The organism is Streptococcus chosunensis, from assembly GCF_003626515.1.
In the GTDB taxonomy this organism is placed as follows: Bacteria; Bacillota; Bacilli; order Lactobacillales; family Streptococcaceae; genus Streptococcus; species Streptococcus chosunensis.
In genome coordinates this window covers 897,190-910,892 of record NZ_RBCK01000001.1, presented here as the reverse complement: position 1 = coordinate 910,892, position 13,703 = coordinate 897,190, and the positions used below count along the sequence as shown (strand labels likewise).

The following is a 13,703-nucleotide window of genomic DNA, read 5'->3' as shown; positions in this document are numbered from 1 at the left end:
AATTTATGTTAATAAACTCGATATAGAGTTTAATGTATGATTCTATTGATACCAATATTTTAGGATTAGTTGCTTGGTTTTCTTTTGAAAATCCTTCCATTCATGGATACTGATAAATCTTGCGAATTTGTCTAAGATATAGGTGAAATATAGTGAAAAATGGGAGGAATACTATGACTAAGAAAAATTTTGACGAGAAAAATGGTCCGAAATCAACTGTCTCGAAGGGAGTGAAAGGCTCTTCTCCATCTAAGATTAGAGGTAAGTTTTTTAAAATAAAAGTCTATATTGGCATTTCCATTAGTCTCTTGGTAGTTGCAATCCTAGCAAGCCACTTCTTATTCTCACCTAACGCAAAGAAAGAGTCAAATGAAGCCATTTCTTCAGTTGCTAAAAAAGAGAACACAAGTAAAGAAGTGATAGATACTTCGAAAGCGTCTGAGAATGAGAAGAAGAAAGAAGAGGAGATTCAGCAACTCAAGGAACAGTTAGCTAGTTTAGATAGCAAAGTCGCTGAGTCAGAGAAGTTAGTGGATAAGCTAAAAGAAGAAACTGCTGTTCCGAAACTGGATATTGAAGCACTAAGAAATAATGATTTATCTAGTTTGAAAGGCACATGGCGTACACCGTCGGGTAATGAATATGTCATTAATGAGTCTGGTGAAATGTATGCAATTGGTTATAGCAATGGTCAAAAATTTGAATATACTGCTGAACTAAAAAATTCAAAAGGTCAAGATCGTCGTAACTCTGAGACAGTATCTCTTAGTGCATGGGTAAAAGGTTCTGTCGCAGGAGGATTTGTGGTAGTTGCTGTACCAAGTGGAGTTGTCATGCAACCTGGTGATGATGGAAAACTGACAGATAAAAGCAATCATGACGAGGAGAGACTGTTTGCAGGACAGCAGTATGAAGCGATGTTGTCGAGACCAGAAGATGTTTACTATCGTGTAAAACCTGATACTAGTAAACTTGAGGAAGAGGAGAAGAATTTAGCTCAACTACAGGCTGAACGCGAAGCAATTAAAACTTCTCTAGAATCTAAGGAAAAGAAAAATACGAACTAGAAAAAACTAGTTTAGAATCTCACTTTCGATTGTTTTAGTTCAGAAATACTGTTGCAATCGCTAGAATGAAGAAGCTCATTAGGGCTTCTTTTCTTTTATCTTAACACTTCAACCACTTAGACTGATATATAGACCAGATAGGCAAAAGAACTTGTTCTTGAAACTGACCTCTGCTATAATGATTTTTGTAAGGGACGTGAGGCGTCACTATCAGATAACTCAAGTTCATAAAAAAGAAATTGGAGATAAACAAATGAAAAAGTTATTAGGGATTGTATTTTTAGTAGCAGCAGCGACAGTAGTGTATTTTGGTTCTGTTGGATGGCCAAGTTTAAATGTCAACCTCTGGTCATTGATTCCTGTAGGACTGTTCCTCTTTTTCACTCTAGAGAATCTTTTGAAAAAAGACTACAAGGCTAGTCTGATGTGTTTAATTATTGCTTTTATCATTGCAAATGCAATTTTAGACCTTTTGCCAATTTCAAGTGGCTTGGTAATTGGAGCGGGCGTACTAGCTTGCATTGGTATTGGATACCTCTTTCCTGATAAAGATACAAAAGAAGACAAATAGAAAAGGCCTCGAGATTTCTCGAGACCCTTTTTTACTTACCAGCGTAATATTTTTGAATTCCTTTCACGATACCTGCTACAAGCTTATCTTGATAGTGGCTATCTCGAATCTGTTGATTTTCAGCGAAATTATCTATATAACCTAGCTCTAGGAGGACGGCTGGTTTAGCAGTTTCTCGAAGAACGGCAAAGCTTCTTTCCAATAAACCAGCATCTTTAGCACCAGTTTCAGCTAACAATGAAGAATGGATAGCTGCTGCGAGGCGCTTGCTTTCGCTCATACGGTCAGGATGGTTATGCCAGTATGGGTTGATTTTACTTGGATAATCAGGTTCATCACTGTAGGAATAGGTTTGAATTCCACTAGATTTTGAGTATGCACTACCAGTCGCATTGAAGTGAATACTGATAAAGATGTCAGAGTTAGTCTTGTTAACCATACGAGAACGTTCTGTTATGAAGTCTACATCAATATCGCTATCACGTGAAGTGAGAACTTTGTAGCCAAGTTCTTCTAACTTTTTGCGTAATTTACGATACACCTGCATGTTGAGGTCTTTTTCAGCGATATTGTAATAGTATGCACCTGAGTCTCTTCCCCCATGTCCAGGATCTAAAAAGATGGTTTTACTGTATTGGCCTTTTACAAACCCAACTTCTTTTGAGACCTCAGAAATCCATTGACCATTTTTGTGGAACAGATGGTCTTTACCGTCAATTTTGTAAGTTCCAGAAACATAATGCCCATTATCATCTAAGTAGTAGCGGGCCTTATAAGTGTCGTCGTAAATCCACTCTTTTTTAGCCATATAACCACCAGCTTTGAGGTAATAAGCTCCAATCCATTCTTTTGATGCATACATTCCACCACGCTTCAAAAAGAACCAGCTGTTATAATTTTTATCAAATATCCATTCATTATCAGCCATAGCTCCACTTGATTTTAAATAATAATTACCTTGCCATTGGTTACTAGACATAATACCTATTTTGTCAAAATAGTACCAAACTCCATTAATTTTTTCCCATTTATTTTGAGAAATTTTTCCAGAAGAATTAGCGAAGTACCAATGTTTATCAATGAGAACCCATTTGTTTTCAGCCATGGCTCCACTATTTGTCAGCAAGTAGCTGTCAATGGTTGTATTACTGAGCATGATTCCATCTTTGTCGAAGTAATACCAAGACCCACCAATTTTTTCCCATTTATTTTGAGAAATTTTTCCAGAAGAATTAGCGAAGTACCAATGTTTATCAATGAGAACCCATTTGTTTTCAGCCATGGCTCCACTATTTGTCAGCAAGTAGCTGTTAATGGTTGTATTACTAAGCATGATGCCATCTTTGTCGAAGTAATACCAAGACCCAGCAATTTTTTCCCATTTATTTTGAGAGATTTTTCCTGAAGAACTAGCGAAGTACCATTTTCCATTGATAAAGTTCCAACCATTTTCAGCCATCACTCCATCTTTATTGAAAACATAACCATCAAAGGTTGTATTGCTTAGTCGATGGCCATCTTTGTTGAAGTAGTACCACTTTCCTTGGATTTTTTTCCAGTTGGTAACAGGTTTGTTGTGTTCGTAAAAGCGCCAGTTATTATTTTCTTCCTGCCAACCTTCTTTGACTTTTTCAACTTTTTTTTCTTCTTTTTTTACTTCCGCTTTCTTCTCTTCTGTGGCGGGAGTTTTTTTCTCTGTTTTTTCTTCTTTATTATCAATTTTAGAAGAATTGTCTGTTTTTTCAACCTTCTCTTTCGATTTTTCTTGGTTTTCGATTTTTGAAGTACTTGAATGAGGAATTGTTACATTTTCTCGTACTGAATCTGCTTTATTTTCTTGAGCCTGGACCGTTGCTTGAGTGTACCCTAAAATAGATAGGGCAACTGTACTCGCGAGTAAAACCTTTTTCATATTTAACTCCTTTTATTTTTTTATTTATTCTAATAAAATTTTGCTGATTTCTCAATTATCAAACTGGACTTCTTCTAGTAGATAGTCGATAAAGCGTTCGCCCATCTTGGATAGGCTGGTTTTTTCATGCTGGATATAGACTAGCTCAATAGAGTCGTCAATATCCAATGGGATAGAAACGATATTGTCTCCGTTGAGATTGCTGTTCAAAATCCCTGTCGCAATGGTATAACCATCTAAACCAATCAAGAGATTAAAGAGGGTGGCACGGTCACTGACCACGATAGATTTTTTGTGGTATTCCTGCGAGAGAATCTCTTCAGAGAAGTAGAAGGAGTTGTGAGTTCCTTGGTCATAGCTGAGATAAGGGAAGTTTTCCAAATCAGACAGTTTGACCTTGTCTTTCTTTGCCAGAGGATTGGTCTTGCTGACAAAGATATGCGGTTGGGCGGTAAAGAGATGATGAGCCAGCAGGTGGTTGTCATCCAGCATTTTGGTTAAAACATCACGGTTGTAGCTGTTTAAAAATAGGACACCGACCTCACTACGGAAGTTCTTGACGTCGTCGATAATCTCCCAAGTCCGAGTTTCACGAAGGAAGAGCTCGTATTTCTCCATATCACTTTTCTTGAGCAGAGAGACAAATGCATTGACCACAAAGGCATAGTGTTGAGACGAAACGCTAAAGAGTTCACGGTGGGCGACAGGATTTTTATAACGTTCCTCCAGAAGCTGGGTCTGCTCGACAACCTGACGGGCATAAGAGAGAAACTCCATCCCATCACGGGTCAAGGTGATACCCTTGGGATTACGGATAAAGATTTCAATGCCCATTTCATTTTCCAAATCTCTCACAGCGTTGGAAAGACTAGGCTGGGTGATAAAGAGCTGCTTGGCTGCCTCATTCATGGAGCCTGTTTCGACGATTTTGATAATATAGTGTAATTGTTGAATTCTCATGTTTTTATTGTACCACACTTGCGTCAGAATCGCCAAAGAAGATAGGAAAATCAGGGGCATTGTGTAAGTCTCTTCTTGAAAAAAACACAAAAATTTGCTAGAATGAGTCTTATGAAAACATTCTATGATGTGCAGCAATTCCTCAAACGATTTGGTATTATTGTTTATATGGGAAAACGCTTATATGATATTGAACTGATGAAGTTGGAACTCTCTCGGATTTACGATGCAGGGTTGATGGATAAACTAGACTATCTAGAAGCAGAAGCGGTTCTTCGCAGAGAGCACAAGGTAGAATTGGATTATATTGAGAAAAATGGAGAAATGAACTAATGGTTACTTGGATTTTGTGGGCACTTATACTGGCAATGTTGGCGTGGATGGGCTTTAACTATCTTCGTATTCGACGTGCAGCTAAAATCGTGGACAATGAGGAGTTTGAAGCCTTGATTCGTACAGGTCAATTGATTGATTTGCGTGATCCAGCAGAATTCCACAGAAAACATATTCTTGGGGCTCGCAATATTCCTTCAAGTCAGTTGAAGACTAGTCTTGCAGCCCTTCGTAAAGACAAACCTGTCCTTCTCTACGAAAACCAACGTGCGCAACGTGTGACAAATGCAGCTCTTTATTTGAAAAAACAAGGTTTTTCTGAGATTTATATCCTTTCTTATGGCTTGGATTCTTGGAAAGGGAAGGTCAAAGTTGAGAAATAAGAAAACGAGCTTGGATGTTTCCGAGCTCATTTTTTAACCGCTTTTTCTTAGAAAGTCACGAATGTTTGCTAATTCTTCTGAGTTTAGGGGGCGATAGTCTCCCTCTTGAAGATTATCATCCAAACTCCAAGGGCCAAAATGGGTACGTTTGAGGGAGGTTACTTTGACACCAACCGAGAGAAACATTTTCTTAACCTGATGAAATTTTCCTTCTGAAATGGTAATAGAGGCTTGACTGAAGAAAGGATTTGCAGATAGAATCTCTAGGCTTGCAGGTTTACAGATAGTACCATCTAAAAAGACAATTCCTTTTTGAAAGGCTTGGATATGGTCGGGTGTCAGAAGTCCATTAACCTCAACTTGATAAGTCTTATCGACATGATATTGGGGATGGAGGAGCTGAAATCCTAAGGGACCGTTATCGGTCAGGAGGAGGAGGCCAGTCGTATCTCGGTCCAGTCGGCCGACGGCATAGAGCTTGTCAGACTGGATGTCAGGTGACAGCAGGTCCATGACAGTTGGAAGTTCCCTGTCTTTGTTGGCTGTAACGACACCAGCAGGTTTATGAAGCATAAGGTAGGTGTGCTCATATCCTTGAATGATACGGTCTTGAAAAAGGAGTTCTTGTAGTCCTGTATCTATATTCTGAGCGAGGGAGCGGGCTGGGCAACCATCGACGAGAATTTCCCCTTTGAGGAGTGCTTGCTTCATGGCCTTTCGGCTAATTTTTTCTTGGGCTAATAAATTATCTAAACGCATACTGTGCCTATCTTATCATAAGTCGCTTGCTTTGAAAAGGCTTGACGTGAAAAGAAAAGCGGAGTGAAAACATTTACACTTGCTTGAGTTATGTTATTTACTTGAAATTATGGTATAATCGTTCAGTTAGAAAATAAATTTTGAATATTATAGAGGAAATCATGACAAAACTTAGAGAAGATATCCGTAACATTGCGATTATCGCCCACGTTGACCACGGTAAAACAACCCTCGTTGACGAATTATTGAAACAATCAGAAACGCTTGATGCACGTACTGAATTGGCAGAGCGTGCTATGGACTCAAACGATATTGAAAAAGAGCGTGGAATTACCATCCTTGCTAAAAATACAGCCGTTGCCTACAACGGAACTCGTATCAACATCATGGATACACCAGGACACGCGGACTTCGGTGGAGAAGTTGAGCGTATCATGAAAATGGTTGACGGTGTTGTCTTGGTCGTAGATGCCTACGAAGGAACCATGCCACAAACACGTTTCGTATTGAAAAAAGCTTTGGAACAAGACCTTGTCCCAATCGTGGTTGTCAATAAAATCGATAAACCATCAGCTCGTCCAGCAGAAGTAGTGGACGAAGTCTTGGAACTGTTCATCGAGCTTGGTGCAGATGACGACCAGCTTGACTTCCCAGTGGTGTATGCTTCAGCGATCAACGGAACTTCTTCATTGTCAGATGATCCAGCTGACCAAGAAGCTACTATGGCACCAATCTTTGACACAATTATCGACCATATCCCAGCTCCAGTAGATAACTCAGATGAGCCTTTGCAGTTCCAAGTGTCACTTTTGGACTACAACGACTTCGTTGGTCGTATCGGTATCGGTCGTGTCTTCCGTGGTACTGTTAAGGTTGGGGACCAAGTTACCCTTTCTAAACTTGACGGCACAACTAAAAACTTCCGTGTTACAAAACTCTTCGGTTTCTTTGGTTTGGAACGTCGTGAAATCCAAGAAGCTAAAGCGGGTGACTTAATTGCCGTTTCAGGTATGGAAGACATCTTTGTCGGGGAAACCATTACTCCGACAGACGCAATCGAAGCTCTTCCAATCCTACACATCGATGAGCCAACTCTTCAAATGACTTTCTTGGTCAACAACTCACCATTTGCTGGTAAAGAAGGTAAATGGGTAACTTCTCGTAAGGTGGAAGAACGCTTGCAGGCCGAATTGCAAACAGACGTTTCCCTTCGTGTTGACCCAACTGATTCACCAGATAAATGGACTGTTTCAGGACGTGGAGAATTGCACTTGTCAATCCTTATCGAAACAATGCGTCGTGAGGGATATGAACTTCAAGTATCTCGTCCAGAAGTTATCGTAAAAGAAATCGATGGTGTCAAATGTGAGCCATTTGAACGTGTTCAAATCGACACTCCAGAAGAATACCAAGGTTCTGTTATCCAAAGCCTTTCTGAACGTAAGGGTGAAATGTTGGATATGATTTCCACTGGTAATGGTCAAACTCGTTTGGTCTTCCTTGTTCCAGCGCGTGGTTTGATTGGATACTCAACTGAGTTCTTGTCAATGACTCGTGGTTACGGTATCATGAACCATACCTTCGACCAATACTTACCATTGATTCCAGGTGAAATTGGTGGACGTCACCGTGGTGCCCTTGTTTCTATCGATGCTGGTAAGGCTACAACTTACTCAATCATGTCTATCGAAGAACGTGGAACAATCTTTGTCAACCCAGGTACTGAGGTTTATGAAGGAATGATCATCGGTGAAAACTCTCGTGAAAACGACTTGACAGTTAATATCACTAAGGCTAAACAAATGACTAACGTTCGTTCAGCTACTAAGGACCAAACGGCTGTTATCAAGACTCCTCGTATCTTGACACTTGAAGAGTCTCTTGAGTTCTTGAACGACGATGAGTACATGGAAGTAACTCCTGAGTCTATCCGTTTGCGTAAACAAATCCTTAACAAGGCAGAGCGTGAGAAAGCTAACAAGAAGAAAAAATCAGCTGAATAAGAGCTAGAAAGAGATAAAAATGGTTTATTTAATCATAGGACTCCTCTTATTACTACTCTATGTATTTGCGACACCAGAAAGCATTAAAGGGACTGTCAATATCGTACTTGTCGTCTTTGCTTTTGTAGCACTCTTGATTTTGCTGATGTTGTCTGTTTTGCAAATCTTTCAGCTACCGACAGAATTCTTTATCGCAATCGCCATGCTCTTCCTAGCATACTTTAGCTTGCGAGATATTACCCTCATGTCGGTCAGTAAAAGTAAAAGAAGATAAAAAGAGAGTTTTGGCTCTCTTTTTGCTTGTTAGAATGCTGAATCTGAGCATTTTCATTTAGAATTATTTCCATAAAAATGGTAAAATAGTAAGAGTAGAAATGGAGTTCGAGACATGAAAGTAATAGATCAATTTAAAAATAAGAAAGTCCTTGTTTTAGGTTTGGCAAAGTCTGGTGAATCTGCAGCTCGTTTGTTGGACAAGCTAGGTGCCATTGTGACAGTAAATGACGGAAAACCTTTCGAGGACAATCCAGCTGCGCAAAGTTTGCTAGAAGAAGGGATCAAGGTCATTACAGGTGGCCATCCTTTGGAACTCTTGGATGAAGAGTTTGCCCTCATGGTGAAAAATCCAGGCATTCCCTACAGCAATCCCATGATTGAAAAGGCTTTGGCCAAGGGAATTCCAGTCTTGACTGAGGTAGAATTGGCTTACTTGATTTCAGAAGCGCCAATTATCGGTATTACTGGTTCGAACGGTAAAACAACCACAACGACGATGATTGGGGAAGTTTTGACTGCTGCTGGCCAACATGGTCTCTTATCAGGAAATATCGGTTATCCTGCCAGTCAGGTTGCTCAAACAGCGACAGACAAGGACACGCTTGTCATGGAACTTTCTTCTTTCCAACTCATGGGAGTTCAAGAATTCCATCCGGAGATTGCGGTTATTACCAACCTCATGCCAACTCATATCGATTATCATGGTTCTTTTGAGGAATATGTAGCAGCCAAGTGGAATATCCAGAACAAGATGACAGCGGATGATTTTCTTGTCTTGAACTTTAACCAAGACTTGGCAAAAGAATTGGCTAGCAAAACACAAGCTACCGTTGTATCATTTTCAACACTGGAAAAGGTTGATGGAGCTTATCTTGAAGATGGTCAACTCTACTTCCGTGGAGAAGTGGTCATGGCAGCTGATAAAATCGGTGTTCCAGGTAGCCACAATGTTGAAAATGCCCTTGCGACGATTGCTGTTGCTAAGCTTCGTGGTGTAGACAATCAAACCATCAAGGAAACTCTTTCAGCCTTCGGTGGTGTCAAACACCGTCTCCAGTTTGTGGATGAAATCAAGGGTGTCAAATTCTATAATGATAGTAAGTCAACAAATATCTTGGCTACTCAAAAAGCCTTGTCAGGATTTGACAACAGCAAGGTTATTTTGATTGCAGGTGGTTTGGACCGTGGCAATGAGTTTGACGAATTGGTTCCAGACATTACTGGACTCAAGAAGATGGTCATCCTGGGTCAGTCTGCAGAACGTGTCAAACGGGCAGCAGACAAGGCTGGTGTGGCATATGTGGATGCGACTGATATTGCAGATGCGACCCGCAAAGCCTATGAACTTGCGACTCAAGGAGATGTAGTCCTTCTCAGTCCTGCCAATGCCAGCTGGGATATGTATGCTAACTTTGAAGTACGTGGCGACCTCTTTATCGACACAGTAGCGGAGTTAAAGGAATAATATGAAAAAAATTGTCTTTACAGGTGGGGGGACGGTTGGACACGTGACCCTCAACCTTTTGTTAATGCCCAAGTTCATCGAAGATGGCTGGGAAGTCCACTATATCGGGGATAAACGTGGGATCGAACATCAAGAAATCCTCAAGTCGGGTCTAGATGTCACCTTCCATTCCATTGCGACTGGAAAATTGCGTCGATATTTCTCTTGGCAAAATATGCTGGACGTCTTCAAAGTTGGCTGGGGAATTGTCCAGTCGCTCTTTATCATGTTACGACTTCGTCCACAAGCTCTTTTTTCAAAGGGAGGCTTTGTCTCAGTACCGCCTGTTATCGCTGCGCGTGTGTCAGGAGTGCCTGTCTTTATTCACGAATCGGACCTGTCTATGGGCTTGGCCAATAAAATAGCCTATAAATTTGCGACGAAGATGTATTCAACCTTTGAGCAAGCTTCAAGTTTGTCTAAGGTTGAGCATGTGGGAGCAGTGACCAAGGTTTCAGATCAAAAAACTCCAGAACCAGATGAATTGGTGGATATTCAAACCCACTTTAATCCAAAATTGCCAACTGTATTGTTTGTTGGCGGTTCTGCAGGTGCTCGTGTCTTTAACCAATTGGTGACAGACCATAAGAAAGAACTGATAGAGCGCTACAATATTATCAATCTAACTGGAGATTCTAGTCTGAACGAGTTGAGCCAAAATCTTTTTCGTGTTGACTATGTGACCAACCTTTATCAACCCTTGATGGACTTGGCTGATATTGTTGTGACACGTGGTGGTGCCAATACGATTTTTGAGCTTTTGGCCATGGCAAAATTACATGTCATTGTGCCACTTGGTCGTGAAGCAAGTCGTGGTGACCAGATTGAGAACGCAGCTTACTTTGTAAAAAAAGGCTATGCAGAAGAGCTTCAAGAAAGCGATTTGACCTTGGATAGTTTGGAAGAGAAGCTTTCTCACTTACTAAGTCACAAGGAAGACTACCAGGCTAAGATGAAGGCTTCTAAGGAATTGAAATCTCTAGCAGATTTTTATCAATTGTTGAAAAAAGATTTATCATAAGGAAAGTAAATGTCAAAAGATAAGAAAAATGAGGGCAAAGAAATCCTCGAAGAATTTAAAGAGTTATCAGAATGGCAGAAACGAAACCAAGAATATCTAAAAAAGAAGGCTGAAGAAGAGGCGGCCCTAGCTGAGGAGAAGGAAAAGGAAAGACAAGCTCGAATGGCTTCGAAATCTGAAAAGTCAGATAAAACTGAGGAGCAAGAGAGTGAATCTGAACCAAAAGACCCAGAATCAGCTAAAGAAGAGTCTGAAGAAAAAGTAGAAAAGTCAGAAGACGTCAAAAAAGAAGTAGCCAAAGAAGAACCAAAATCCAAAGAACCAAAGAAACAGAATAAACAGGCTAAAAAAGTAGAGAAAAAGCCTGTAAAGGAAAAACCGGTTAAACCGAAAATTCCAGGAGTTCATATCTGGCGGGCTATCTCGATTTTGTTTCTCAGTCTGCTTTTATTGGTCGTCTCTGCCTACTTGCTTAGTCCTTATGCGACCATGAAAGATATTCGTGTTGAGGGAACGGTGCAAACTACAGCTGATGATATTCGACAGGCTTCAGGCATTCAGGATTCAGATTATACGATTAACCTTCTGCTAGATAAGGCAAAATATGAAGAGCAGATCAAGTCTAACTATTGGGTTGAATCAGCCCAGCTCGTCTATCAATTTCCAACCAAGTTTACTATCAAGGTCAAGGAATATGATATTGTTGCCTACTATGTTTCTGGAGAAAGTCATTATCCAATCCTTTCAAGCGGTCAGCTTGAGACCAGTTCGGTCAGTTTGGTAAGTCTGCCAGAAACTTATATATCAGTTCTCTTTAATGACAGCCAACAAATCAAAGCCTTTACGTCAGAACTTGCTCAAATTAGTCCAGAACTCAAAGCAGCCATCGAAAAGGTGGAACTAGCCCCAAGCAAGGTGACATCAGATTTAATTCGATTGACTATGAATGATTCGGACGAAGTCTTGGTTCCCCTTTCTGAAATGAGTAAGAAATTGCCTTACTACAGTAAGATTAAGCCTCAATTGTCAGAACCAAGTGTGATTGACATGGAAGCTGGAGTTTACAGTTACACAGTTGCGGATAAATTAATTATGGAGGCTGAGGAAAAAGCCAAACAAGAGGCTAAGGAAGCTGAGAAGAAGCAGAAAGAGGAAGAGAAGAAAAGACTGGAAGAACAGCAGAATAAATTGGAAGAAGAGAAGAAAAAGCTGGAGGAAGAGAGCAATCGAAATCAAACAAACCAGCGTTCATCGCGTCGCTAGGCTTTACTTTTTCTCTTATAGTTCTTTAGTGACCATGTTTTTACTTGACAAGTACTAGTAGAAATAATAGAATAGTAAAAAACCTTTAAAGCAGTCCAGAGAGGCAGCTAAGGTTAGACGGTGAAAGGGTGGAGACTACCCATTTTTCGTGGAACCTTGCTGTTGCCAGGTTCCTTTTTTCGTGACTTCTTGTGGCCAGACTCTCTCACTAGCAAAGGTAAAAGGAGAAACCTATGCGAGAACATCGTCCAGTCATTGCTCTTGATTTTCCTAGTTTTGAGGCGGTCAAGGAATTCTTAGCTCTTTTTCCAGAGGAAGAAAGTCTTTATCTTAAGGTAGGGATGGAGCTTTATTACGCAGCAGGTCCTGAGATTGTATCCTACTTAAAAGATCTGGGACACAGTGTCTTTTTGGATCTCAAGCTTCATGACATTCCCAATACAGTCAAGTCAGCCATGAAGGTCTTGTCTCAGCTTGGTGTGGATATGACCAATGTTCATGCTGCTGGCGGTGTAGAGATGATGAAGGCTGCGCGTGAAGGTCTTGGAAGTCAAGCCAAATTGATCGCTGTCACTCAGCTCACATCAACATCAGAAGCTCAGATGCAGGATTTTCAAAATATCCAAACCAGCCTGCAAGAGTCTGTGATTCATTATGCGAAGAAGACGGCTGAAGCGGGCTTGGATGGTGTGGTTTGTTCGGCTCAGGAAGTGCAACTCATTAAGCAGGCGACTAATCCAGATTTTATTTGTCTGACACCGGGCATTCGTCCAGCAGGAGTTGCTGTTGGAGACCAAAAACGCGTGATGACGCCAGCAGATGCCTATCAAATCGGTAGTGACTATATCGTAGTGGGACGTCCCATTACTCAAGCTGAGGATCCTGTTGTAGCTTATCATGCTATCAAAGATGAATGGAACCAAGACTAGAATTAAAGAAATAGATTATAAAAATTAAAGGAGAATACCATGACACTTGCTAAAGATATCGCTAGCCACCTCTTGAAAATCCAAGCCGTTTACCTCAAACCAGAGGAGCCTTTCACTTGGGCATCTGGTATCAAGTCACCGATTTATACTGATAATCGTGTGACACTAGCCTATCCAGAAACTCGTACTCTCATTGAAAATGGCTTTGTAGATGCTATCAAAGAGGCCTTTCCAGAGGTAGAAGTGATTGCAGGAACTGCAACAGCAGGGATTCCACACGGAGCTATTATTGCTGACAAGATGAACCTGCCATTTGCCTACATCCGTAGCAAACCAAAAGACCACGGTGCTGGTAATCAAATCGAAGGCCGCGTAGCTCAGGGGCAAAAAATGGTAGTGGTTGAAGATCTTATTTCAACAGGTGGTTCTGTTCTTGAAGCAGTAGCAGCTGCTAAACGAGAAGGAGCAGATGTGCTTGGAGTTGTAGCGATTTTCAGTTACCAATTGCCAAAAGCAGATAAGAACTTCTCAGATGCAGGTGTCAAACTTGTGACACTTTCTAACTACAGTGAGCTCATCCACCTAGCACAAGAAGAAGGCTATATCACACCAGAAGGACTCGACCTTCTAAAACGCTTTAAAGAAGACCAAGAAAATTGGCAAAATGCCTAAAACATAGAAAATCAGGTACTCACTAGGATTACCTGATTTTGTTTTTAATA

Annotated in this window: 14 protein-coding genes; 11 read left to right on the top strand and 3 right to left on the bottom strand. The window is 40.7% G+C overall.

Annotated features, from left to right (window positions below):
* The first annotated feature begins 173 nt into the window (after positions 1-173).
* Together D7D54_RS04405 and D7D54_RS04400 are read left to right on the top strand one after the other, a co-directional pair.
* Complete coding sequence (locus D7D54_RS04405) at positions 174-1,067, top strand: DUF6287 domain-containing protein (protein WP_167450218.1); 894 nt, start codon at positions 174-176, stop codon at positions 1,065-1,067.
* 253 nt (positions 1,068-1,320) lie between these two features.
* Complete coding sequence (locus tag D7D54_RS04400; protein WP_120718896.1) at positions 1,321-1,638, top strand: hypothetical protein; 318 nt, start codon at positions 1,321-1,323, stop codon at positions 1,636-1,638.
* Between the two features lie 31 nt (positions 1,639-1,669).
* Here D7D54_RS04400 and D7D54_RS04395 read toward each other — a convergent pair whose 3' ends face one another.
* Both D7D54_RS04395 and D7D54_RS04390 read right to left on the bottom strand, forming a co-directional pair.
* On the bottom strand, positions 1,670-3,550 hold the full coding sequence (locus tag D7D54_RS04395) for an N-acetylmuramoyl-L-alanine amidase (RefSeq protein WP_120718895.1): 1,881 nt from the start codon (positions 3,548-3,550) through the stop codon (positions 1,670-1,672).
* 51 nt (positions 3,551-3,601) lie between these two features.
* Positions 3,602-4,510, bottom strand: coding sequence for a LysR family transcriptional regulator (locus D7D54_RS04390; RefSeq protein WP_120719030.1), 909 nt, complete (start codon positions 4,508-4,510; stop codon positions 3,602-3,604).
* A 102-nt stretch (positions 4,511-4,612) separates the two neighbouring features.
* Between D7D54_RS04390 and D7D54_RS04385 the strand changes: the two genes are divergently transcribed.
* Entirely contained in the window at positions 4,613-4,843 is a 231-nt protein-coding gene (locus tag D7D54_RS04385; protein WP_070528059.1) for a YqgQ family protein, read from the top strand.
* Positions 4,843-5,226, top strand: coding sequence for a rhodanese-like domain-containing protein (locus D7D54_RS04380; RefSeq protein WP_000259257.1), 384 nt, complete (start codon positions 4,843-4,845; stop codon positions 5,224-5,226). The genes D7D54_RS04385 and D7D54_RS04380 overlap by 1 nt, the downstream gene beginning before the upstream one ends.
* Before the next feature lie 33 nt (positions 5,227-5,259).
* On the opposite strand, the gene D7D54_RS04375 is transcribed toward D7D54_RS04380, so the two are convergent.
* Positions 5,260-5,985 carry a 16S rRNA pseudouridine(516) synthase gene (locus D7D54_RS04375; protein WP_120718894.1) on the bottom strand — a complete coding sequence of 242 codons (726 nt, stop codon included), beginning with the start codon at positions 5,983-5,985 and terminating at the stop codon, positions 5,260-5,262.
* Between the two features lie 161 nt (positions 5,986-6,146).
* Here D7D54_RS04375 and typA point away from each other — a divergent pair, with 161 nt between their 5' ends.
* The 7 genes from typA (at position 6,147) to pyrE (ending at position 13,653) form a co-directional block, all read left to right on the top strand.
* Complete coding sequence (typA, locus tag D7D54_RS04370) at positions 6,147-7,988, top strand: translational GTPase TypA (RefSeq protein WP_000164108.1); 1,842 nt, start codon at positions 6,147-6,149, stop codon at positions 7,986-7,988.
* Positions 7,989-8,007: 19 nt separating this feature from the next.
* The gene (locus D7D54_RS04365; RefSeq protein WP_000262673.1) at positions 8,008-8,262 is read left to right on the top strand and encodes a DUF3165 family protein; all 255 of its coding nucleotides are present in this window, start codon (positions 8,008-8,010) and stop codon (positions 8,260-8,262) included.
* 114 nt (positions 8,263-8,376) lie between these two features.
* Entirely contained in the window at positions 8,377-9,729 is a 1,353-nt protein-coding gene (gene murD / locus D7D54_RS04360) for a UDP-N-acetylmuramoyl-L-alanine--D-glutamate ligase (RefSeq protein ID WP_120718893.1), read from the top strand.
* A gap of 1 nt (position 9,730) precedes the next feature.
* The gene (locus D7D54_RS04355; RefSeq protein WP_120718892.1) at positions 9,731-10,789 is read left to right on the top strand and encodes a UDP-N-acetylglucosamine--N-acetylmuramyl-(pentapeptide) pyrophosphoryl-undecaprenol N-acetylglucosamine transferase; all 1,059 of its coding nucleotides are present in this window, start codon (positions 9,731-9,733) and stop codon (positions 10,787-10,789) included.
* Between the two features lie 9 nt (positions 10,790-10,798).
* Positions 10,799-12,052 carry a cell division protein FtsQ/DivIB gene (locus D7D54_RS04350; RefSeq protein WP_120718891.1) on the top strand — a complete coding sequence of 418 codons (1,254 nt, stop codon included), beginning with the start codon at positions 10,799-10,801 and terminating at the stop codon, positions 12,050-12,052.
* 233 nt (positions 12,053-12,285) lie between these two features.
* The gene (gene pyrF / locus D7D54_RS04345; protein ID WP_120718890.1) at positions 12,286-12,981 is read left to right on the top strand and encodes an orotidine-5'-phosphate decarboxylase; all 696 of its coding nucleotides are present in this window, start codon (positions 12,286-12,288) and stop codon (positions 12,979-12,981) included.
* Positions 12,982-13,020: 39 nt separating this feature from the next.
* Complete coding sequence (pyrE, locus tag D7D54_RS04340) at positions 13,021-13,653, top strand: orotate phosphoribosyltransferase (protein WP_004261667.1); 633 nt, start codon at positions 13,021-13,023, stop codon at positions 13,651-13,653.
* Positions 13,654-13,703 lie beyond the last annotated feature (50 nt).

Excerpts from the sequence above, each read along its gene's own strand:
- D7D54_RS04405 (WP_167450218.1), top strand. The coding sequence starts at position 174 with ATGACTAAGAAAAATTTTGACGAGAAAAATGGTCCGAAATCAACTGTC.
- D7D54_RS04400 (WP_120718896.1), top strand. The coding sequence starts at position 1,321 with ATGAAAAAGTTATTAGGGATTGTATTTTTAGTAGCAGCAGCGACAGTA.
- D7D54_RS04395 (WP_120718895.1), bottom strand. The coding sequence starts at position 3,550 with ATGAAAAAGGTTTTACTCGCGAGTACAGTTGCCCTATCTATTTTAGGG.
- D7D54_RS04390 (WP_120719030.1), bottom strand. The coding sequence starts at position 4,510 with ATGAGAATTCAACAATTACACTATATTATCAAAATCGTCGAAACAGGC.
- D7D54_RS04385 (WP_070528059.1), top strand. The coding sequence starts at position 4,613 with ATGAGTCTTATGAAAACATTCTATGATGTGCAGCAATTCCTCAAACGA.
- D7D54_RS04380 (WP_000259257.1), top strand. The coding sequence starts at position 4,843 with ATGGTTACTTGGATTTTGTGGGCACTTATACTGGCAATGTTGGCGTGG.
- D7D54_RS04375 (WP_120718894.1), bottom strand. The coding sequence starts at position 5,985 with ATGCGTTTAGATAATTTATTAGCCCAAGAAAAAATTAGCCGAAAGGCC.
- typA (WP_000164108.1), top strand. The coding sequence starts at position 6,147 with ATGACAAAACTTAGAGAAGATATCCGTAACATTGCGATTATCGCCCAC.
- D7D54_RS04365 (WP_000262673.1), top strand. The coding sequence starts at position 8,008 with ATGGTTTATTTAATCATAGGACTCCTCTTATTACTACTCTATGTATTT.
- murD (WP_120718893.1), top strand. The coding sequence starts at position 8,377 with ATGAAAGTAATAGATCAATTTAAAAATAAGAAAGTCCTTGTTTTAGGT.
- D7D54_RS04355 (WP_120718892.1), top strand. The coding sequence starts at position 9,731 with ATGAAAAAAATTGTCTTTACAGGTGGGGGGACGGTTGGACACGTGACC.
- D7D54_RS04350 (WP_120718891.1), top strand. The coding sequence starts at position 10,799 with ATGTCAAAAGATAAGAAAAATGAGGGCAAAGAAATCCTCGAAGAATTT.
- pyrF (WP_120718890.1), top strand. The coding sequence starts at position 12,286 with ATGCGAGAACATCGTCCAGTCATTGCTCTTGATTTTCCTAGTTTTGAG.
- pyrE (WP_004261667.1), top strand. The coding sequence starts at position 13,021 with ATGACACTTGCTAAAGATATCGCTAGCCACCTCTTGAAAATCCAAGCC.